The sequence below is a fragment of the Streptomyces sp. NPDC002851 genome, assembly GCF_053591935.1.
Map to the genome: position 1 here is coordinate 59,311 of NZ_JBSFUT010000014.1, position 21,077 is coordinate 80,387.

Consider the following 21,077-nt stretch of genomic DNA (forward strand, 5'->3'; position numbering starts at 1 on the left):
ACGCCTGAACGACGTCAGTTGGTTTCCGCTGTGGCCTTCGCCTCAAGAGCGGCCCGCTGGAGTGCGGCCAGTTCGTCGCAGCCGGAGACGGCCAGGTCGAGCAGCGAGTTCAGCTCGTCGCGGGCGAACGGCTCGGCCTCGGCGGTGCCCTGGACCTCGACGAAGCGGCCGTCGCCGGTGCAGACCACGTTCATGTCCGTGTCGGCCCGCACGTCCTCCTCGTAGCAGAGGTCGAGCAGCGGCACCCCGTCCACGATGCCGACGCTGATGGCGGCCACGGAGTCGGTGAGCGGCTGCGCCTTGGGCTTGATCAGCTTCTTGCGCTGTGCCCACGCGACGGCGTCGGCGAGGGCGACGTACGCCCCGGTGATCGCGGCGGTGCGGGTGCCGCCGTCGGCCTGGAGCACGTCGCAGTCGAGGACGATGGTGTTCTCGCCGAGCGCCTTGTAGTCGACGACGGCGCGCAGGGAGCGGCCGATGAGGCGGGAGATCTCGTGGGTGCGGCCGCCGATCTTGCCGCGGACGGACTCGCGGTCGCCGCGGGTGTTGGTGGAGCGGGGCAGCATCGCGTACTCGGCGGTGACCCAGCCCTCGCCGCTGCCCTTGCGCCAGCGGGGCACGCCCTCGGTGACGGAGGCGGTGCAGAAGACCTTGGTGTCGCCGAAGGAGACGAGGACGGATCCTTCGGCGTGCTTGCTCCAGCCGCGTTCGATGGTGACGGGGCGGAGCGATTGCGGGGTACGGCCGTCGATGCGAGACATGCCGCGAGCCTATCCGGAGGGGGCAACGCCACCGGAACCCCGCCTTACGGATCCGGCCGCACCCCGGCATACGGCAAACGGCACGCTCCCAACGGCAGGCACCGAAACGGCACACCACGACCCGTACACGGCAAAGGCGCCGGTCCGCCCCCACGGCGGGCCCGGCGCCCTGCGTACGTCGTACGCGACGTCACATCATGTCTTCGATCTCCGCGGCGATCGGGTCCGCGTCGGTGCCGATGACGACCTGGATCGCGGTGCCCATCTTCACGACGCCGTGGGCACCGGCGGCCTTCAGAGCGGCCTCGTCGACCAGGTCCGCGTCTGCGACCTCGGTGCGCAGGCGGGTGATGCAGCCCTCGATCTCTTCGATGTTGTCGAGTCCGCCGAGCCCGGCGACGATCTTCTCGGCTTTCGAGGCCATCTCTGTCTCCCTGCTTGTCAGAACGCTCTGTTCGGGCCGCGTGGGTCCGGTTCGTCACGGTAACGCACGGTTGGCGCAACTTCGCGGGCGAGGGGCGACCGGGTGGCCAATCATGGCGACCACGGAGATCCGTCTCGGGGCCGGGCTCCAGACCGTAGCGCTACTGGTCTACACCAGTATGCACGCCGCCGATCCTGGCCCGTCCCGGAGGACATGGATGAGTTCGGATGCGTCCGCCGCGTCGGCGAAGCCCTCCAAGTCCTCGAAGCCCGCCAAGACCTGGCGCCAGGTCGTCCTCGGTGGCCTGCAGAAGCTCGGCCGCAGCCTCCAACTCCCGGTCGCCGCACTGCCCGCGGCGGGCCTGCTGCTCCGGATCGGCCAGGACGACGTGTTCGGCAAGGACGGGCTCGGCTGGAACAAGCCGGCCGCCATCCTCGCCGGTGCGGGCAACGGCATCATCGGCAACATGGCGCTGCTGTTCTGCGTCGGCGTCGCCATCGGGTTCGCCAAGAAGGCGGACGGTTCCACGGCCTTCGCCGCCGTGGTCGCGTACATGGTCTTCAAGAACGTCCTCGACTCCGCCTTCACCGACGACGTCACCGAGCAGCCGGTCGACCCCGGTGTGCTCGGCGGTGTCGTGGTCGGCGTGATCACCGCCAAGATCTGGGAGAAGTACCACCGCACCCGGCTGCCGGACTGGCTGGGCTTCTTCAGCGGCCGCCGGTTCATCCCGGTCGTGATGTCCTTCGTCTGCATCGCGCTCGCGGTGATCTTCGGCTACGGCTGGCAGCCGATCGGCGACGGACTCAACAGCTCGGCCGAGACGCTCTCCAACTGGGGCGCGTGGGGCTCCGGAATCTTCGGCGTGATCAACCGGGTACTGATCCCGTTCGGGATGCACATGCTCCTGAACACCTTTGCCTGGTACCAGTTCGGTACGTATACGGACGCCCAGGGCAAGGAGATCCACGGCGATGTCTTCCGCTTCCTGGCCGGGGACCCGGACGCGGGCATGTTCACCACGGGCTTCTACCCGATCATGATGTTCGCGCTGCCGGCCGCCTGTCTGGCGATCGCGCACTGCGCCAAGCCGGCCCGCCGCAAGGTGGTGTTCGGCATGATGATGTCGGTCGCGCTGACCTCGTTCGTGACCGGCGTGACCGAGCCGATCGAGTTCTCCTTCGTCTATCTCGCGCCCGCGCTGTACGGCATCCACGCGCTGCTCACCGGCGCCTCGATGGCGATCACCTGGGCGCTCGGCATTCGCGAGGGCTTCTTCTTCTCCGCGGGCCTCTTCGACTACCTCCTGAACTGGAGCAAGGCCACCAAGCCGGCGCTGATCATTCCGGTCGGGCTCGGCTTCGCGGTCGTGTACTACGTGCTCTTCCGGTTCGTGATCACCAAGTTCGACCTGAAGACACCGGGCCGCGAGTCCGACGAGGAGATCGCGGAAATGGAGCGCGAGAACCTCAAGTAGGGCGTCAGGGACTTAAGGGACCGAAGGAGTTCCTTATCTCGCACTCACCGTGCTACAACAGGTCTACACCACTAGTGGTGTAGACCAGGCGGTACGACCGTACCGCGTCCCCTGAGCGACGTCGCCGTCCCCCACCCTCTTCCCAGGCGGCGTCATGCCCACTGGAGGAAGTTGTGTCCACGGCTGCCGCACCCGCGGCCGACAAGAAGAAGGGCGCCGGCGTGATGTCGGTGCTGCAGCGCATCGGCCGCAGCCTCATGCTGCCGGTCGCGGTTCTGCCCGCCGGTGCGCTCCTGGTTCGCCTCGGCGCTGACGACATGCTCGGCAAGGAGTCCCTGCCGGACTTCATCAACAAGATCGCCGGTTATATGGCGGCGGGCGGCGGCGCGCTGCTCGACAACATGCCGCTGCTGTTCGCCGTGGGCATCGCCATCGGCTTCGCCAAGAAGTCGGACGGCTCCACCGCACTCGCGGCCGTCACCGGCTACCTGGTCTTCCAGAAGGTGCTCGGCACCTTCACCGACCCGAACCTGCCGAAGGTCGAGCAGGTCGTGGACGGCAAGGTCGCGCTGGTGGAAGCGCCCGTGGACGCCAAGGTCCTCGGCGGTGTCGTCATGGGCATCGTGGTCGCGCTGCTCTACCAGAAGTTCTACCGGACCAAGCTGCCCGACTGGGCCGGGTTCTTCGGCGGCCGCCGCCTCGTCCCGATCCTGTCGGCCTTCGCGGGCCTGTTCATAGGCATCGTCTTCGGCTTCATCTGGCCGGTCCTCGGCACGGGGCTGCACAACTTCGGCGAGTGGCTGGTGGGCTCCGGCGCGGTCGGCGCGGGCATCTTCGGTGTCGCCAACCGTGCGCTGATCCCGGTCGGCATGCACCACCTGCTCAACTCCTTCCCGTGGTTCCAGGCCGGTTCGTACGAGGGCGCCGACGGCACCGTCAACGGCGACATCGCGCGCTTCCTCGCCGGTGACCCGAGCGCCGGACAGTTCATGACCGGCTTCTTCCCGATCATGATGTTCGCCCTGCCCGCGGCCTGCCTCGCGATCACGCACTGCGCCCGCCCGGAGCGCCGCAAGGTCGTCGGCGGCATGATGTTCTCGCTCGCGCTCACCGCGTTCGTCACCGGTGTCACCGAGCCGATCGAGTTCACGTTCATGTTCATCGCCCCGGTCCTGTACGCGATCCACGCGGTCCTCACCGGTGTCTCCATGGCGCTGACCTGGGCCCTGGGCATGAAGGACGGCTTCGGCTTCTCGGCCGGCGCGGTGGACTACGTCCTCAACCTCGGCATCGCGTCCAACCCATGGGGCCTGGCCCTGGTGGGCCTGTGCTTCGCGGTGGTCTACTACTTCGTCTTCCGCTTCGCGATCACGAAGTTCAACCTGCCGACGCCGGGCCGCGAGTCCGACGAGGAGCTCGCCGAGCTGCAGAAGGCCGAGGCGAAGTAGCCTCCGGCGAATGACGTGACCAAGGGGCCTGCCGTAGTCGACCTACGGCAGGCCCCTTTGCTGCTCGGTTAGAGGCGGCGTTGGATCTCGTTGGATCTCGCTAGATCTCGTACGTCGCGCCAGGCGCCGCCAGGTCCACGGGCCCGCTGAACACCGCGCGCGCGTCCCTCAGGTTGATCTGCGGGTCCGTCCACGGTGGGATGTGCGTAAGCACCAGGCGCCCCACCCCCGCGGCCTGCGCCGCCTCGCCCGCCTCGCGGCCGTTGAGGTGCAGGTCCGGGATGTCCTCCTTGCCGTGCGTGAAGGAGGCCTCGCAGAGGAACAGGTCGGTGCCGACGGCGAGTTCGTCGAGCGCCGGGCACACGCCCGTGTCCCCGGAGTACGTCAGCGACTTGCCGCCGTGCTCGACCCTGATCGCGTACGCCTCCACCGGATGGAACACCTTCTCGGTGCGTACGGAGAAGGGGCCGATCTCGAACGATCCGGGCTTCAGCGTGTGGAAGTCGAAGACCTCGCTCATCGACGAGGACGACGGGGTGTCCGCGTACGCCGTGGTCAGCCGCTGTTCCGTGCCCTCCGGGCCGTAGACCGGGAGGGCTCCGCAGCGGCCGCCCTCGTGGCGGTAGTAGCGGGCCACGAAGTAGCCGCACATGTCGATGCAGTGGTCGGCGTGGAGATGGCTGAGGAAGATCGCGTCAAGGTCGTAGAGACCGCAGTGGCGCTGCAGCTCGCCCAGGGCACCGTTGCCCATGTCGAGGAGCAGCCGGAAGCCGTCGGCCTCGACGAGGTAGCTCGAACAGGCCGAGTCCGCGGAGGGAAACGACCCGGAGCAGCCGACGACGGTGAGCTTCATGGAGCGGGAACCTCCGTGCTGGCGGGAAGGACGGGGGTTGTGCGGTCCGTTGAGCGTAAGGCGCAAAAGGGCTCGTCACTCCTCCGTCCCGGGCCGTTGTGGGGGAACTCACCCGGCGCGTCACCGGTTCGGGCGGCGTGCGTTCCCAGCGCGCTCGTCCTCAAACGCCGGACGGGCTTCATTTCGATACCGTCGGGGCCATGGACACGTCGTGGTGGCTTGCGCTTGCCGCGGTCGTGGTGCTCGCCCTGATCGTCGCGGTCTCGGACAGCGTGGGGCGGATCCGCGCCCGGCACGACCGTACGCATCCGCCCGCGCGGCCTTCCGGGGTCCCTGCCGGGCCGAAGGTGCGGCCGCGGGCGGGGGAGATCTGGTGGGTGGAGGTGCCAGACGAGGACGGCCCGGAGTCAGAAGGGGCCGCGCGTAGTGCCTCGGGGAGCGCGGCGGTGGGAGACGGGCGGGCGGACCGGCCCTGCCTGGTCCTTCGGGTGCACGGCGGGGCCGCGCGGGTCGCGGAGATCACGACCAAGTACCACGACGAACGGGCCGGGGTGATCCCGCTGCCCCCGGGGGCCGTCGGTGACACCCACGGACGGACCAGCTTCCTCGAGACGGACGAGCTGCGCGAGGTGCCGGTGTGGGGGTTCCGGCGGCGGGTGGGGGTCGTGGATCCCACGCTGTGGGATCAGGTGCAGCACTTGGCGGAGTGACCGGGGTCGCGCCCAGGGCGCGGGGGCCGGTCACCCCGCCGGATGGACTCGGGACAGCCTCAGGCCCAGAGCTGGCCGTGCAGGGCCGCCACCGCCGCGTCGGTCGACTCGGCCGTGTAGATGCCGGTCGACAGGTACTTCCAGCCGCCGTCGGCCACGACGAAGACGATGTCCGCGGGCTCGCCCGCGCGCACGGCCTTCTTGCCCACGCCGATGGCCGCGTGCAGCGCCGCGCCCGTGGAGACGCCCGCGAAGATGCCCTCCTGCTGCAGCAGCTCGCGGGTACGGGTCACCGCGTCCTGGGAGCCCACCGAGAAGCGGGTGGTCAGGACGGTCTCGTCGTACAGCTCGGGGACGAAGCCCTCGTCCAGGTTGCGCAGGCCGTACACCAGGTCGTCGTAGCGCGGCTCGGCCGCCACGATCTTGACATCCGGCTTCTGCTCGCGCAGATAACGGCCGACGCCCATGAGCGTCCCCGTCGTGCCGAGGCCCGCCACGAAGTGGGTGACGGAGGGGAGATCCGCGAGGATCTCCGGGCCCGTCGTGGCGTAGTGGGCGCCCGCGTTGTCCGGGTTGCCGTACTGGTAGAGCATCACCCAGTCCGGGTGCTCGGCGGAGAGCTCCTTGGCCACCCGTACCGCCGTGTTGGAACCGCCCGCCGCCGGGGACGAGATGATCTCCGCGCCCCACATGGCGAGGAGTTCGCGCCGCTCGGACGAGGTGTTCTCGGGCATGACGCAGACGATCCGGTAGCCCTTGAGCTTGGCCGCCATCGCCAGCGAGATCCCCGTGTTGCCGCTGGTCGGCTCCAGGATGGTGCAGCCCGGGGTCAACCGGCCGTCCTTCTCGGCCTGTTCGATCATGTGGAGCGCGGGGCGGTCCTTGACCGAGCCGGTCGGGTTCCGGTCCTCCAGCTTGGCCCAGATACGGACCTCGTCGGAGGGCGAGAGCCGGGGCAGCCGGACCAGCGGGGTGTTGCCGACCGCGGCGAGCGGGGAGTCGTACCGCATATCAGGCCATACCGCCGGCGACGGCCGGGAGGATCGTGATGCTGTCGCCGTCGGCCAGCTTGGTGGAGATGCCGTCGAGGAAGCGGACGTCCTCGTCGTTCAGGTAGACGTTCACAAAGCGGCGCAGCTGACCGCCGGCCGCCTCGTCGATCAGTCGGTCCTGGATGCCCGAGTGGCGGGACTCCAGGTCGGCGAAGAGGTCGGCGAGGGTGTCGCCGCTGCCTTCGACGGCCTTCGCGCCGTCGGTGTACTGGCGGAGGATGGTGGGGATGCGGACCTCGATGGCCATGGCTGAGCTCCTGTCGTCCGGTGAGAAAGAGGTCGGTGCGCGCGCGACAGCGCGAAAAGCAGGTGGTGCGCGGGGTGAGCGCCGCGGCGCACGGCCGTGCGGCGGCAGGGGTCAGCGCGGACAGATGGCGCTGGAGAGCCTGCACAGGTCGACGTGAAGGCGCGCCACGAGCAGCATGCCCGGCGTCTTGTCGCTCACGTCGTGAAGAACCATGCGGTCATCGTATCGATTCCCGGTCCGGGTCCTGGAATGTGATCTCAGATAGCGGACTGATCGTGCTCGCCCATCGGGATCGGGACCGCTTTCCCGGGGGCTTCGGCCGGTTCCGGGAGGTACGTCACCACGGGCGCTCCGGTCGTCGGATGCACCGTGACCTCGGCCCTGACCCCGTAGACCGTGGCGAGCAGCTCCTCGGTCAGGACCTCGCGCGGTGTGCCGTACGCCACGGCGCGGCCGTCCCGCAGGACGCAGAGACGGTCGCAGTAGTACGCCGCCAGGTTGAGGTCGTGGAGGGCCAGGAGGTTGGTGGTGCCCAGGGTGCGGATGAGGCCCAGGATGTCCAGCTGGTAGCGGATGTCCAGGTGGTTGGTGGGTTCGTCGAGTACGAGCAGGCGCGGCTGCTGCACCAACGCCCGGGCCACGAGCGCGCGTTGGCGTTCACCGCCGGAGAGCCGGGCGAAGGAGCGGTGCGCGAGGTCGGCGACGCCGAGCCGGTCCAGGGCCGCGCGCACCAGTTCCTCGTCGGCCGCCGTGTCCGCCTCCCAGAACCGCTTGTGCGGGGAGCGGCCCATCGCGACCACCTCGTGGACGGTCAGCTCGAAGCCGGCGTGGCCGTCCTGCGGGACGGTGGCGATGCGCCGCGCGCGGGCCTTGGCGGTCAGCGTCGCCAGGTCGTCGCCGTCGAGGAGGACGCGGCCCGCGGCGCCGGTCAGGGTGCCGTACACACACCGCAACAGGGTCGTCTTGCCACTGCCGTTGGGGCCGACGAGGCCGACGGTCTCGCCCTCGGCGACGTGCAGGGTGACGCCGTCGACGAGGCGACGCCTCCCGGACCGGCCCTCCGACCGGCCCCCGATCCCGGACCGGTCCCCGATCTCGTACGTGAGGTTCTCGATGCTCAGCATCAGGCGGCGGCTCCTTCCGCCGCGGCGACGGTACGGCTCCGATGCAGCAGCCAGAGGAAGAACGGGCCGCCGGTGAGCGCGGTGAGCACGCCGACCGGGATGTCCTGGGGTGCGGCCACGGTGCGCGCCGCGAGGTCGGCGGCGACCAGGAACACCGCGCCGCCGAGCGCCGCGACCGGCAGCAGCCTGCGGTGGGCGGCGCCGACGGCCATCCGGGCGGCGTGCGGCACCATCAGGCCGACGAAGCCGATGGCGCCGCTGTACGCCACGAGCACCCCGGTGAGGACCGAGGCGAGCACGAAGACGGCGGCCCGGAACCGGCCGGTGTCCAGGCCGAGCACGGTGGCGCCCTCCTCCCCCGCGAGCAGCAGGTCGAGCGGCCGGGCCAGGGCGAGAAGCAGCACGGTGCCCGCGACCAGGACGGCGGCGGGCAGCGCGAGCATGTCCCAGCGGGCGCTGCCGAGGCCGCCGAGGGTCCAGTAGAGGATCTCCTGGAGGTGGTCGGCGCGGGCCGAGACGACCAGGACGAGGCTGGTCAGCGCGGACAGGATGTACGCGACCGCGACCCCGGCGAGCACGAGCCGCGCGGTCCCGAAGCCACCCCCGGGCCCCCTGGCCAGGCCGTACACGAGAACCAGCGAGCCCAGCGCCCCGACGAAGGCGGCCACCGGCAGGGACACGGTCGTCGCGACCCCGGCGAGCCCGAAACTGCCCCCGAGCACGATCACGACGACGGCCCCGGCGGAGGCCCCGGAGGAGATGCCGAGCAGGAAGGGGTCGGCGAGGGGGTTACGGACAAGGGCCTGCAGGACGGTCCCGATCACGGCGAGCCCGGCGCCTACGGCCGCGCCGAGCAGGACTCGGGGGAGGCGGACGTCCAGGAGGATGGTGCGGGTGGGGGTGGGCGTGGGGTCGGTGAGGGCTTGGAGGATCTTTCCCGGCGGGATGCTTACCGAGCCGAGGGCGAGGCCCCCGAGCGCGGCCATGGCGAGAGCGCCCACCAAAGCAGCCGTGACCACGGCATACCGCCGCGCGCCGACAGCGGTCATCCCGCGGCACCCGCATGCAGCTGCTCCGCCAGGTTCCGCACGGCCCCGGGTGCCCGTACCCCCAACACCGCATCCGACAGCGGCAGTACCGCGAACCGCCGATGCTTCACGGCCGGTACGTCCGCGAGAGCCGGGTCGTCCAGCAACCGCCGCTTCTTCTGTTCCACCGTCGTACCCCCGTAGTCGTAGATCACGATCCACTCGGGCGCCCGCTCGACCACGTCCTCCCAGGACGCGTTGCCGAACGGCTTCTTCAGATCGGCGAAGACATTGCGGCCCCCGGCGCGCTCGATGATCTCGTTGCCGATCCCCGTGCCGCCCGCCGTGAACGCCACCTTGTCCCCGCTGTCGTAGACGAAGACCGGGACCGGCTCGACGTCCCCCAACTCCCCCGCCGTATCCGCGACTTCGCGCTCCGCCGACGCCACCCACCGCTCGGCCCGCTCCCCCACCCCGAAGGTACGGCCGGTCTCGCGGACCTCCCGGTACACGTCCTTCATGGTCGAGGCCCGCCCGCCCGAGCAACCCTCGATATTGAGGCGGGTGTTGATGCCCGACTTGGCCAGGGCCGCCCGCGAACGCCCCTCGTTCCCGGCGAAGGCGCTGGCGTAGCCGCCGTACACGAAGTCGGGGTCGGCGGAGAGCAGCTTCTCGTACGAGGGGTACTTCTCGGCGAGCACCGGCAGGGACTTGTAGTCCTTGGCGTACTTCGGCAGGACCTCGTCGTCGAGATAGGCGGTGCCCGCGATGCGGTCGCGCAGGCCGAGTTCGAGGAGCACCTCGGTGGCGTGCTGATTCATGGTGACCGCGCGCTGCGGCGGGGCGGTGTACGTGGTCCGCACACCGCAGTTCGTCACCGTGTACGGGAATCCGGCGGCCCGCGCCGCGGGCTTCGCGTCGTCCGGGCCCGCCGTGGAGCAGGCGGTGAGCGGCAGCAGGGCCGCGACGGCTATGAGGGCATGTGCGCGGGTACGCCGAGTGCTCCTGGGCACAGCGGGGCCTCCTCCGGGGGATGTCCGCGTCCCCTGGTCGTGGGAGAAGGCGACAGGTCAGTTCCTGACTTCCGGGCTCGCGCCCGGTCACAGTGGCGGGACCGTCCCGGATTCGCACCGGGTTCCTGGCACCTGCCGCCTTGATGGTCGGCGTCAGTCTGTCAGACCTCGTACGCGTCGACGACCTGCACGTCTTCCTCGGTGACCGCGCCGTCGACGATCCGGTACGAGCGGAACTGGAACTCGCCCGCGTCGTCCGTGTCGGCGGTGGACACCAGGACGTAGTGGGCGCCCGGTTCATTGGCGTACGAGATGTCGGTGCGGGAGGGGTACGCCTCGGTCGCCGTGTGCGAGTGGTAGATGACCACGGGCTCCTCGTCCCGGTCGTCCATCTCGCGGTAGAGCTTGAGCAGGTCGCCCGAGTCGAACTCGTAGAACGTGGGCGAGCGGGCCGCGTTCAGCATCGGGATGTAGCGCTCGGGACGGCCGGAGCCCACCGGCCCGGCGATGACGCCGCACGCCTCGTCGGGGTGGTCGGCGCGGGCGTGGGCCACGATCTTGTCGTACAGGGCCTGGGTGATGGTGAGCATGATGACGAGAATAAGCAGAGGGGCCGCGGATCCGAGATCCGCGGCCCATCTATTGAGACGCGACTATGAGACGGCCCCGGTCTTCCGCTCCCGCTCCGCGATCGAGGGCGTGCGGCGCGCGAGCAGCCGGTACGACACGAACAGGATCAGGGCCCACCCCGGCGCCGCGTACAGCGAGATCCGCGCGCCCTCGTCGACGCCCATGAGCACGATCACCAAGCCGATGAAGCCGAGCGCGAACCAGCTCGTGTACGGCGCGCCCGGCGCCCGGAACGAGGACTTGGGCAGCTCGCCGCGGTCCGCGCGGGCGCGATAGCGGATCTGGCAGCACAGGATCATGATCCAGGCCCACATGCCGGAGATGGTCGCGAAGGAGACGACGTAGTTGAACGCCTCGCCGGGGAACTCGTAGTTGATCCAGACGCCGACCAGCATCAGGGAGGCCGAGACGCTCGTACCGACGAGCGGCAGGCCGTTCTTGGTCAGCTTGGTGAAGATCTTCGGGCCCTGGCCGTTGAGCGCGAGGTCGCGCAGCATCCGGCCGGTGGAGTACATGCCCGAGTTGCAGGAGGACAGGGCGGCGGTGAGCACCACGAAGTTCACGATGGCCGCGCCGATGCCGAGGCCCATCTTCTCGAAGGCGGCGACGAACGGGCTGACGCCTTCCTGGAAGTGGGTCCACGGCACGACCGACAGGATCATGATCAGGGCGCCGATGTAGAAGACCGCGATGCGCCACGGCACCGTGTTGATCGCCTTGGGCAGGACGGTCTTCGGGTCCTTGGACTCGCCCGCGGTGACGCCGACCAGCTCGACGGCGAGGAAGGCGAACATCACCATCTGGAGGGTCATCAGCGTGGAGCCGACGCCATTGGGGAAGAAGCCGCCCTGGTCCCAGAGCATGGTGACCGAGGCGGTGTCACCGGCGTCGGAGAAGCCGATGGTCAGGATGCCGACGCAGATCAGGATCATGCCGAGGATCGCGGTGACCTTGACCATGGAGAACCAGAACTCCAGCTCACCGAAGAGCTTCACGGAGATCAGGTTGGCGCCGAAGAGCACCACCGTGAAGATCAGCGCGAACACCCATTGCGGCTGATCGACCCAGCCGTCGGCGTGCTTGGTCCAGTACTGCATGTACTCGGAGGCCGCGGTGACCTCGGTGATGCCGGTGACGACCCAGAAGAGCCAGTACGTCCAGCCGGTCACGAAGCCCGCGAACGGGCCGATGAACTCGCGGGCGTACTCGGAGAAGGAGCCCGACACCGGGCGGTACATGAGGAGCTCGCCGAGCGCCCGCATGATGAAGAAGATGACCAGGCCCGCGAGGGCGTACGCGAGGATGAGGCTCGGGCCCGCCTTGGAGATGCCCTTGCCCGCGCCGAGGAACAGGCCGGTGCCGATGGCACCGCCGATCGCGATCATCTGGATCTGCCGGGCCCCGAGCCCGCGCTGATAGCCCTCGGTCTCCCCGACGGACTCACCGGCGGTCTCCCCGCCGGACACGGCCTCACTGCCGTCGTACTGCTTATCGACCTGCACTGAGGTCATGCGTGCTGCGCCTTTCTCCACGCCGACCCGTGCCGCTGTCGGCCCGGACCGGGTCACGATCCCCCCGGATGGATGGAGCCGTGCCTACCGGCGGTCTGCCGGCGGGGCGCCCCGGCGGCAACATGGGTGGCGTCCCGCCGGGTGGTCGAGAACATTTATCACGTCCACATCCGTGATCCAGCGACAGATACGTGACGGGGGTCACGGGCAAAATGGGCCACACGACCCGCATCGAAGACAAAAGGCCGCATTGCGGTGACGTGATCGTTATACGGATTTGAACGTCCGTTGAGCGAACACAAAGCGGCGGAAAACCTTCCGGGACGCCACACGGGACAACACAAACGGGTCCGCCCGCACCCCCCGAAGGGTGCGGGCGGACCCGTTGCCGAGTCGAACGACGGCGGTCGACTCAGACGTTCTGCGAGACGGTGACGGCTTCCGCGTCCCCGTCCCCGTCCTCGTCCTTGTCCGGCAGACCGTTCTTGCGCCGCTGGACGAACTCCAGGAAGGAGTTCAGCTCGCGCTTGACCACCGGGGCCAGGAGGTACAGGCCGGTGATGTTGATGACGGCGAGCAGGAAGAGCACCGAGTCGGCCAGGCTGATCAGCGTGTCCAGGGCGAGCAGCGAGCCCACGACCACGAAGAGGGAGTAGACCACCTTGTAGGTGACCTCACTGGCCTTGCTGCGCCCGAAGAGGTACGTCCAGGACTTGAGGCCGTAGTAGCCCCAGGTCAGGATCGTGGAGAAGGCGAAGAGCAGCACGGCGAGCGTGAGCACGTACGGGAACCAGGGCAGGACCGTCGCGAAGGCGTCGGAGGTGATGGTGACGCCCTCCGCGTTCTCGTTGCCGACCTTCCAGCTGTCGGGCTTGGCGATGACGATGGTCAGCGCGGTCATGGTGCAGATGACAACCGTGTCGATGAACGGCTCAAGCAGGGCGACCAGGCCCTCGCTCGCGGGGTGCTTGGTCTTCACCGCGGAGTGCGCGATCGGGGCGGAGCCGAGACCGGCCTCGTTGGAGAACGCGGCGCGCTTGAAGCCGACGATCAGGGCGCCGATGATGCCGCCCGCGACACCCTGGGGGTCGAAGGCGCGCTGGATGATCTCGGCGAAGGCGGCTGGGACCGCGGTCACGTTCACGAGGATGACCACCAGGCACGCCACGATGTAGATGCCTGCCATGGCGGGGATGAGGCGGCTGGTGACCGAGGCGATGGAGCGGATGCCGCCGAGCAGCACGATGCCGACGAGCGCGGCGAGCAGCAGGCCGAAGAAGAGGGCGCCGGTGGAAGAGCCGATCAGACCGTCCTCACCACCGGTGACGGAGGCCAGCAGGGAGTAGCTCTGGTTGGCCTGGAAGAGGTTGCCGCCGAAGAGGCCGAAGAACAGGATGCCGATGGAGCCGAGCACGGCGAGCACCTTGCCGAAGGTCGCGCCGCCCTTGCCGAAGCGCTCGGCGAACCCCTTGGGCAGGTAGTGCATCATGCCACCGGAGACGGTGCCGTCGGGGTGCACCTCGCGGTACTTCACACCGAGGGTGACCTCGACGAACTTGGTGGCCATGCCGAGCAGGCCGCAGAGGATCATCCAGAAGGTGGCGCCCGCGCCACCGATCGAGACGGCGACGGCGACACCGGCGATGTTGCCGAGGCCGACGGTGCCGGAGACCGCGGCGGTCAGCGCCGCGAAGTGGCTGACCTCGCCAGCCGACTCCTTGTCGTCGTACTTCCCGCGCACCACGTCCAGGGCCAGCTTGAACTTGCGTAGCTGAACGAAGCCGAACCAGGTGGTGAAGATCAGACCGGCGAGAACCAGCCAGGCCACGATGAGCGGGAGCTCCGTACCGGCGACGGGCACGGAGTAGAAGACGACGTCGCCGAGCCAGGTGGCGATCGGCTCGACGCGGGCGGATACCGCCTCGTCGATGGACTGAGTAAGGGAATCGAGCGACATATAGAGCAACCTCGATGGCGCAGAACTGCTGCGAGCGGGAATGAGGGGTGGAGCGAACGCCGTTGTCCGATTCGGCGAGGACGGTGCCGGAAAATCAGTTGACGTTTCTTACCACGTCTTTAACCCCCAGCCGTGTGACCTGGGTCACTCGAAGATCGGGCGGAAGGCCGCTACCAGGCACGAAGGGAGCCCGATGTGACGGGATCGTTATTCGCTATTCGGCATCCGCTTACCGAACAGAAATCCCTGCATTACACATGTAATGCAGGGGCCATGTAATTACGGAAGAGCCGCTACGGCATCAGCGTCTCGACGAGCGTTTCCTGAAGACCGCCCAGCCACAGATACGCCATCACCATCGGCTTGCGCGGATCGGAGTCCGGCAGCCGGTACAGCAGATCGGTGTCCTCCTCGGCGATCACGTCGAGGCGGGCGGCGATCGCCAGGCGCAGGTCGTTGAGGGCGCCGAGCCACCGGCGCGAGTCGTCCACCGACAGCTTCAGTACGGCACCTCCCTCGCCGCTCACGCTGAGCTCGTCGAGGGAGCGGACCACCGCCAGGGCGTTCTCACGCTTCCCGGCCCGGAGGTCGTTCTCCGTGAAGCGCCGGAACTCCGCCGAGTACGCCTTGAGTTCGTCGTCCGGCACCGCATCGGGATCGCCGTACGCGTCCGGGAAGAGCCGCTGCAGGACGGGGTCGCTCGGCGGCTCGCTCGGGCCCTCGGCGAACAGCTCGGCGAGCGGGTCCGGTTCGTCGCCCGCCCCGCCGGGCCCGGGCCCGATCAGCTCGAGGAGCTGCACGGCGAGCGAGCGCAGGATGGAGATCTCGACCTCGTCGAGCGCGACGGCCGCGCCGCCGCCGGGAATCGGCTCGAACTGTCCCGCCATCAGCCGCGGTCCTGACTCATGGTCGCCCAGAGTCCATAGCTGTGCATCGCCTGCACGTCGCGCTCCATCTCCTCGCGGGTGCCGCTGGAGACGACCGCACGGCCCTTGTGGTGCACGTCGAGCATGAGTCTGTGCGCCTTGTCCTTGGAGTAGCCGAAGTACGTCTGGAAGACATACGTCACATAGCTCATGAGGTTGACCGGATCGTTGTGCACGATCGTGACCCAGGGGACATCGGGCTCCGCCACGGGGGAACCCTCCTCCGCCGCCTCTGGGCGCTGGATCTCTGTCGGAGATACATCGGGAGCCACACTCACGTGGCCCATGCTGCCACCCGGGCCGGGCTTGCGCACAAACGCCCCCGGGCGGTTCCCGCGGTCCACCCCGAAGATTTTCCGGACCGCCCCGGTAAAGGCACCCCGAAATCGTCAGAGTGACGAGATAGCGGTAGCATCCGTAAGCATGAACAGTGGGCCCCAGAACCCCTCGGACGAACCCGGACTGCCGCTCGGACTGCCCGTGGAGGTGCCGTCGACGGCGCTCTTCACGGATCACTACGAACTCACGATGCTCCAGGCCGCGCTGCGCGCCGGCAGCGCCGAACGCCGTTCCGTCTTCGAGGTCTTCACCCGCCGACTGCCCCCGGGCCGGCGCTACGGTGTCGTCGCGGGCACCGGGCGCGTCCTGGACGCCGTGGAGAACTTCCGCTTCGAGGCCCGCATGCTGGACTTCCTGCGCGCCCGCGGCGTGGTCGACGAGCCCACCCTCGAATGGCTCGCGCAGTACCGCTTCCGCGGCGACATCTGGGGCTACCCGGAGGGCGAGACGTACTTCCCGGGCTCGCCGATCCTCCGCGTCGAGGGGACCTTCGCCGAGTGCGTGCTCCTGGAGACGGTGATCCTCTCCATCCTCAACCACGACTCGGCGGTCGCCGCGGCCGCCTCCCGGATGGCCTCGGCCGCGGGCAGCCGCCCGATCATCGAGATGGGCGCCCGGCGCACCCACGAGCTGGCCGCGGTGGCCGCGTCCCGGGCCGCGTACGTCGGCGGCTTCACCTCCACCTCGGACCTGGCCGCCGGGTTCCGCTACGGCATCCCGACGGTCGGCACCTCCGCGCACGCCTTCACGCTGCTCCACGACAGCGAGCGGGACGCCTTCACCGCCCAGGTCGACTCGCTCGGGCGCGGCACCACGCTGCTCGTCGACACCTATGACGTCGCCGAGGCGGTACGCCTGGCCGTCGAGGTCGCCGGGCCCGAACTCGGCGCCGTACGCATCGACTCCGGCGATCTGCTCCTGGTCGCGCACCGGGTGCGGCAGCAGCTGGACGAGCTCGGCGCGGCCAAGGCGAAGATCGTGGTCACCTCGGACCTGGACGAGTACGCCATCGCCTCGCTCGCGGCCGCACCCGTGGACGCGTACGGCGTCGGCACCCAGCTGGTCACCGGCTCCGGGCACCCCACCTGCTCGATGGTCTACAAGCTGGTGGCCCGGGCCGCCTCCGCCGACCCGCAGGCCCCGCTCGAACCGATGGCGAAGAAGTCCCTGGGCGGCAAGACCTCCAAGGCCGGACGCAAGTGGGCCGCCCGCCGCCTGGACGAGGACGGCGTCGCCGAGGCCGAGGTGGTCGGCACCGGGCCGGTCCCCGCGGAGCTCGCCGACCGCCAGCTCCTGGTCGAGCTGGTCAAGGGCGGCGAGGTCCTTGCCCGCGAGCCGCTCGACACGGTGCGCGAGCGGCACGCGGCGGCCCGCGACCGGCTGCCGCTCTCCGCGACCCAGCTGTCCCGCGGGGAGCCCGTCATCCCCACCGAGTACGTCTGACCCGCCCCCCGCCCCGGAAAAGGGCGGCGGCCTTGCGTACGTACGACGCCGTACGCGCGCTCACTCACCTCGGCGCACCGCGGCCCGTACGCGCATGAACGCTGGGGGAGGGGGAATGCAACGGCAGTCGCGCCAGGTCCCGTCGTCAGGCTCCCGTCGTCGCCCGGAGGGCAGCCGCGCGGCAGACGGGAGTCCGACGACAGGACCTGGCAGCCCAACACCCCCTCCCGCAATGCACGCGCAGTGCCTACGCTCGACCTTGAGGGGCGAGCACCCCGCGAGCCGGCCGGCCGCGCCCGGCCCCCCACCCGAAGGACACCATCATGCGCCGCGCCCTGATTGTCGTGGATGTGCAGAACGATTTCTGCGAGGGCGGCAGCCTCGCGGTCGCGGGCGGTGCGGATGTGGCCGCCGCGATCACCGATCTGATCGGCCAGGCCGCGGGCGCCTGCTACCAGCACGTGGTCGCCACCCGTGACTGTCACATCGCGCCCGGCGACCACTTCTCGGACCGGCCGGACTTCGCCCATTCCTGGCCCGCGCACTGCGTGGCGGGTACGGAGGGGGTGGGCTTCCACCCGAACTTCGCGCCCGCCGTCGCGTCCGGGGCGATCGACGCGGTCTTCGACAAGGGTGCGTATACGGCGGCGTACAGCGGGTTCGAGGGGGTCGACGAGAACGGCGTTCCGCTGGCGCGCTGGCTGCGGGCCCGGGAGGTCACGGAGGTCGACGTGGTCGGTATCGCTACGGATCACTGCGTACGGGCCACGGCGCTCGACGCCGCCCGCGAGGGGTTCCGGACTCAGGTGCTGCTCGATCTGACGGCCGGGGTCTCGGAGGAGACGACCGAGGCCGCGCTTGAGGAGCTGCGGGAGGCGGGCGTGGAGCTGACCGGCAAGCCCGTGGTCTGAGCCGTCAGAACACGCGCACCGGGCGGATCAGCGCCCGGATCGGGTGCCACAGTTCGTGGGTCTCGTCCGGGGCCGTGCGCCAGATCAGGCCGTCCGGATGGTGCAGGACCGCCGTGATCTCGTCCGGGGTCGGCGGGGCCGCGTTGCCGCGCAGATAGACCGCTCGGAAGCCCAGGTTCCGGATGCGGGTCAGGGCGCGTGCTCGATTTACGGCATGCACCAGGATCCGTATGTTCCCGCCCCCTATGTCTGGATTTGGAAGGGTAAGGGCCACTACCACCGTGCCGTTCGGCAATCTGCTGAAGCCGCCCGCAGCCATCCGGAACACACCCCCGTAAGTCGTTGCGTCAATAAGAAGTCACCGGAGGCACCTAAACACGACCGGCCGCGACCCCGCTAGAGGGTCGCGGCCGATACGCTTCTGACCTGCGGAAATAACTGTCAGTTAGCTCCGGGGCCAACCTTGACCGTGATCGTCGAGCCGGTCCGGGACTCCTTCACGATCTTGATCTTGGTGTTGGTGTCAGTAACCTTCACGCTTCCAGTGGGGTTCGACGCGTCGTAGTACCGCGACCAGTCCCCGTCGTCGAAGACCCGCACCCCGCGCTGCGCCGGGAGCTTCGTCGCGATGCCGTTCTTGTGCAGCGTGACCGCGTCCGTGCCGTAGCGGCTGAAGGACGAGTCGAAGGACTGGATGCGGTTGCGCATCAGCGTCCCGTCGGCCCACTTCAGCGCCTTCGGGTGCGCGTCGACCGGCAGGACCAGGCCCTCACCGGGGTGCACGCCCGTGTTGTTGTCCGGCTGCGAGGTGTCCCACTGCCAGATCACCAGGCCGTTCTGGTACGGGAAGTGCTCCACCCAGCCCGGCCTCGTCCCGGCCCAACCGAAGTTGTACGGGCCGGACTTGAGGGTCTTGTCGTACGACACGTACTGCCGGTTCTCGGCGATGTAGTACTGCGGGTAGTCCTTCGTGAAGGACTCCGCGATGCGCGAAAAGCCCTTCGCCGTCCAGCCGTTGTCGTCCGCCTCGGCGCCGTCCTCGAAGAGCTTCTCCCCGTCCGCGGTCAGTGAGATCGCGTCGGCCGTGAAGCCCTTGCCCGCGACGCCGCCGTCCGTCTGGTAGCGGAACCGCAGGTCGATCTTCTGGCCCGCGTAGGCGTCCAGGGGGAAGTTGAGCTTCTTGTACGTCTCCGAGACGCCCGTCAGGGCCGGCTTGTCGCCACCGTCGCGCGGGATCGGCTTGCCGTCCGCGGTGCCGTCGATCGGCGTGTAGTTCGCGCCGCCGTCCGTGGAGACCTCGACATACGCGTAGTCGTAGTTCTCCTCGATGTCCCACCAGCCCGAAAGGTCAAGGGACGCCTTGGACTTGCCGGTCAGGTCGACCGGGCGCGCCAGGGTGTTCTTGAGGTCGTCGCCCGAACCGCTCCACCACTGCTGGGAGCCCTCGACGGGCTTGGTGATCGTGGTCGTGACCGACTTGGCGGGCAGCTCGACGACGAGCGCCTGCTTGTTCTTGGTCTGGAACTCGGCCGGGCCCAGCTTGTGCCGGGACTCGGTCGCGGCCTTCGCCGTGTCGTAGTCGAGCCAGCCCAGCTGGAGCTTGTCCCAGGCGGTCATGTCGCCCGGCAGATCGCCGATCGAGTCCTTGCCGCGGCCGAGCCAGGAGCCGGAGGACATCAACGACCAGAAGCCGGTGGAGTTCTCACCCTTGCCACTGGTGTCGTAGAGGTCCGGCAGACCCAGGTCGTGGCCGTACTCGTGGGCGAAGACGCCGAGTCCGCCGTTCTCCGGCTGCATCGTGTAGTCGCCGACCCAGATGCCGGTCCCGCCGATCTGGGTGCCGCCCGCCTTGTTCTCCTCCGGGCCCGTCTTTCCGGCGTCCGAGCCGTACGCGTACCAGCGGTGCGCCCACAGCGCGTTCTCGCCCTCGGCGCCGCCGCCCGCGGACTCGTCCTCGCCCGCGTGCACGATCTGGAAGTGGTCGATGTAGCCGTCCGGCTCGTTGAACTCGCCGTCCTCGTCGAAGTCGTAGCGGTCCCACTGGTCGTACTGGGACAGCTGCGCCTTGATCTCCTCGTCGGTCTTCCCGGCGGCCTTCTGGTCGGCGGCCCACTGGTTGGTGCCGTCGCGCACCGCGTCCCAGACGTTGGCGCAGTTGGTGTCGCCGCAGTAGTTCGAGCCGTAACGGGCCTCGTTCCACTCGACCTTGACCCAGTCGGAGACCTCGCCGTCCACCGAGTAGCGGCCCGAGGACTGCTTCTCGTAGTACTTCTTCATGGACTGCTTGCCGGAGTCCTCGGAGAAGTACAGGTCCTGGTAGTGCTGTCGGTCGTAATCCGCCTGCCAGGCCGTGGAGTTGTTGTCCTCGCGGTCCGGCTCGGCTATCTCGTTGTGGCGCGGCCCGGGCTCGCCGCCGTACTTCTTCACCGGCGGCTTCGGCCCGTCCGGACCGTCCGGGTCGAACATCGTGGTGTCGTCGACCTTGTCGCCGAACTCCACCAGGATCGTGAAGATCTTGTCGGTCTTCTCCCGGCCCAGCTCGACGTACTTGCCGTCGTCCATCTTCACGACCTGCGAGCCGCCCCGCCTGTTCGCCTTGGCGTCCCCGGATATGACCCGCTCGAGCGCCTCTTCGCGCAGCCGCTCCTGCTGCTCGCTGAACGGGCCCTCGAGGTCGTGCTCGGCGTGCCCCTTCGCGGGAGCCGGGTCGCGCCGCTCCACCGGGGAGCTCCGCAGGCCGTGGTCATCGGCCTGGGCCAGGCTGTACGCCGACGCCGTGGCGCCGACGGCGGCGAGCGCCGTCACGACGGCCGCGGCACGCAGCGATCCGCGTCTGGCAGGCCCTTCTGCTCTGTTCACTTGATGTTGTCCTCCCCCGCGACCGCGCGTGCCGGAGCCCGCGGATGTGAGGGGTGGAACGGAGAGTTGGGCATCCGGGCGCGAGCCGCGTCACAAGTGACGTCATTCGACCGGAGACGCGGCTGAAAAGACAGACCTTGACTTGGACTGGTCAAGTACGTTACGCGGAAGGGGCGTTACGTTATCCGGACACTGCCCGTTCTTGACCGGCACGCAACCGTGACCCTGGCAAGGGCGCGTACATCTCAGAGGCCGGACCAGTGAATGAACCCGTGCGCCCCCTGTGCTTCGGCACCGTGGGTTAGGTCACGCTTACTCGTCGTTCCGCTCGGGAATCCAGCGGAATAGAGTCAGTTGACGGCGC

At 69.1% G+C, this 21,077-nt stretch carries 21 protein-coding genes and 1 riboswitch; of the genes, 5 read left to right on the forward strand and 16 right to left on the reverse strand.

Annotation, left to right across the window (positions count from 1 at the left end):
• Positions 1 to 14 precede the first annotated feature (14 nt).
• Both rph and ACWD10_RS16900 read right to left on the reverse strand, forming a co-directional pair.
• On the reverse strand, positions 15 to 761 hold the full coding sequence (gene rph / locus ACWD10_RS16895) for a ribonuclease PH (protein ID WP_451091540.1): 747 nt from the start codon (positions 759 to 761) through the stop codon (positions 15 to 17).
• Positions 762 to 951: 190 nt separating this feature from the next.
• Complete coding sequence (locus tag ACWD10_RS16900) at positions 952 to 1,206, reverse strand: glucose PTS transporter subunit EIIB (RefSeq protein WP_451091750.1); 255 nt, start codon at positions 1,204 to 1,206, stop codon at positions 952 to 954.
• A gap of 196 nt (positions 1,207 to 1,402) precedes the next feature.
• Between ACWD10_RS16900 and ACWD10_RS16905 the strand changes: the two genes are divergently transcribed.
• Both ACWD10_RS16905 and ACWD10_RS16910 read left to right on the forward strand, forming a co-directional pair.
• A complete protein-coding gene (locus tag ACWD10_RS16905; RefSeq protein WP_451091752.1) occupies positions 1,403 to 2,662 on the forward strand; it encodes a PTS transporter subunit EIIC in 1,260 nt (419 codons plus the stop codon).
• Between the two features lie 224 nt (positions 2,663 to 2,886).
• Positions 2,887 to 4,110, forward strand: coding sequence for a PTS transporter subunit EIIC (locus ACWD10_RS16910; protein WP_451091754.1), 1,224 nt, complete (start codon positions 2,887 to 2,889; stop codon positions 4,108 to 4,110).
• 100 nt (positions 4,111 to 4,210) lie between these two features.
• Here the strand turns inward: ACWD10_RS16910 and ACWD10_RS16915 are convergent, their stop codons facing one another.
• Entirely contained in the window at positions 4,211 to 4,963 is a 753-nt protein-coding gene (locus ACWD10_RS16915) for an MBL fold metallo-hydrolase (protein ID WP_451091542.1), read from the reverse strand.
• 200 nt (positions 4,964 to 5,163) lie between these two features.
• Between ACWD10_RS16915 and ACWD10_RS16920 the strand changes: the two genes are divergently transcribed.
• Positions 5,164 to 5,673, forward strand: a complete 510-nt coding sequence (locus ACWD10_RS16920; protein WP_451091544.1) for a type II toxin-antitoxin system PemK/MazF family toxin — start codon at positions 5,164 to 5,166, stop codon at positions 5,671 to 5,673.
• Between the two features lie 59 nt (positions 5,674 to 5,732).
• Here the strand turns inward: ACWD10_RS16920 and ACWD10_RS16925 are convergent, their stop codons facing one another.
• The 11 genes from ACWD10_RS16925 to clpS form a co-directional block, all read right to left on the reverse strand.
• Positions 5,733 to 6,683: a PLP-dependent cysteine synthase family protein gene (locus tag ACWD10_RS16925; protein WP_451091546.1), complete on the reverse strand. Its 951-nt coding sequence runs from the start codon at positions 6,681 to 6,683 to the stop codon at positions 5,733 to 5,735.
• 1 nt (position 6,684) lies between these two features.
• Positions 6,685 to 6,972, reverse strand: a complete 288-nt coding sequence (locus ACWD10_RS16930; protein WP_451091548.1) for a MoaD/ThiS family protein — start codon at positions 6,970 to 6,972, stop codon at positions 6,685 to 6,687.
• A 111-nt stretch (positions 6,973 to 7,083) separates the two neighbouring features.
• Entirely contained in the window at positions 7,084 to 7,185 is a 102-nt protein-coding gene (locus tag ACWD10_RS16935; protein WP_451091550.1) for a putative leader peptide, read from the reverse strand.
• Between the two features lie 44 nt (positions 7,186 to 7,229).
• Complete coding sequence (locus ACWD10_RS16940) at positions 7,230 to 8,096, reverse strand: ABC transporter ATP-binding protein (protein ID WP_451091552.1); 867 nt, start codon at positions 8,094 to 8,096, stop codon at positions 7,230 to 7,232.
• Positions 8,096 to 9,145: a FecCD family ABC transporter permease gene (locus ACWD10_RS16945; protein WP_451091553.1), complete on the reverse strand. Its 1,050-nt coding sequence runs from the start codon at positions 9,143 to 9,145 to the stop codon at positions 8,096 to 8,098. Before ACWD10_RS16945 ends, ACWD10_RS16940 begins: the two co-directional genes overlap by 1 nt.
• Positions 9,142 to 10,137: an ABC transporter substrate-binding protein gene (locus tag ACWD10_RS16950; protein WP_451091555.1), complete on the reverse strand. Its 996-nt coding sequence runs from the start codon at positions 10,135 to 10,137 to the stop codon at positions 9,142 to 9,144. The genes ACWD10_RS16945 and ACWD10_RS16950 overlap by 4 nt, the downstream gene beginning before the upstream one ends.
• Positions 10,138 to 10,175: 38 nt before the next feature.
• A riboswitch (cobalamin riboswitch) is annotated at positions 10,176 to 10,288 on the reverse strand.
• A 10-nt stretch (positions 10,289 to 10,298) separates the two neighbouring features.
• On the reverse strand, positions 10,299 to 10,727 hold the full coding sequence (locus ACWD10_RS16955) for a Mov34/MPN/PAD-1 family protein (RefSeq protein WP_451091557.1): 429 nt from the start codon (positions 10,725 to 10,727) through the stop codon (positions 10,299 to 10,301).
• Between the two features lie 63 nt (positions 10,728 to 10,790).
• Positions 10,791 to 12,278, reverse strand: a complete 1,488-nt coding sequence (locus ACWD10_RS16960) for an amino acid permease (RefSeq protein ID WP_451091559.1) — start codon at positions 12,276 to 12,278, stop codon at positions 10,791 to 10,793.
• A gap of 412 nt (positions 12,279 to 12,690) precedes the next feature.
• Positions 12,691 to 14,235: an alanine/glycine:cation symporter family protein gene (locus tag ACWD10_RS16965; RefSeq protein WP_451091561.1), complete on the reverse strand. Its 1,545-nt coding sequence runs from the start codon at positions 14,233 to 14,235 to the stop codon at positions 12,691 to 12,693.
• A gap of 293 nt (positions 14,236 to 14,528) precedes the next feature.
• Complete coding sequence (locus ACWD10_RS16970) at positions 14,529 to 15,122, reverse strand: DUF2017 domain-containing protein (RefSeq protein ID WP_451091563.1); 594 nt, start codon at positions 15,120 to 15,122, stop codon at positions 14,529 to 14,531.
• A complete protein-coding gene (gene clpS, locus ACWD10_RS16975; protein ID WP_451091565.1) occupies positions 15,122 to 15,448 on the reverse strand; it encodes an ATP-dependent Clp protease adapter ClpS in 327 nt (108 codons plus the stop codon). Before clpS ends, ACWD10_RS16970 begins: the two co-directional genes overlap by 1 nt.
• A gap of 136 nt (positions 15,449 to 15,584) precedes the next feature.
• Here clpS and ACWD10_RS16980 point away from each other — a divergent pair, with 136 nt between their 5' ends.
• Both ACWD10_RS16980 and ACWD10_RS16985 read left to right on the forward strand, forming a co-directional pair.
• Positions 15,585 to 16,943, forward strand: a complete 1,359-nt coding sequence (locus tag ACWD10_RS16980; protein ID WP_451091567.1) for a nicotinate phosphoribosyltransferase — start codon at positions 15,585 to 15,587, stop codon at positions 16,941 to 16,943.
• 323 nt (positions 16,944 to 17,266) lie between these two features.
• A complete protein-coding gene (locus ACWD10_RS16985) occupies positions 17,267 to 17,854 on the forward strand; it encodes an isochorismatase family protein (protein ID WP_451091569.1) in 588 nt (195 codons plus the stop codon).
• A gap of 4 nt (positions 17,855 to 17,858) precedes the next feature.
• Here ACWD10_RS16985 and ACWD10_RS16990 read toward each other — a convergent pair whose 3' ends face one another.
• Both ACWD10_RS16990 and ACWD10_RS16995 read right to left on the reverse strand, forming a co-directional pair.
• Entirely contained in the window at positions 17,859 to 18,173 is a 315-nt protein-coding gene (locus ACWD10_RS16990) for a hypothetical protein (RefSeq protein ID WP_451091571.1), read from the reverse strand.
• Positions 18,174 to 18,295: 122 nt separating this feature from the next.
• Positions 18,296 to 20,713 (reverse strand): immune inhibitor A domain-containing protein, encoded by a 2,418-nt coding sequence (locus tag ACWD10_RS16995; protein ID WP_451091573.1) that lies wholly within the window; start codon positions 20,711 to 20,713, stop codon positions 18,296 to 18,298.
• Between the last annotated feature and the right edge of the window lie 364 nt (positions 20,714 to 21,077).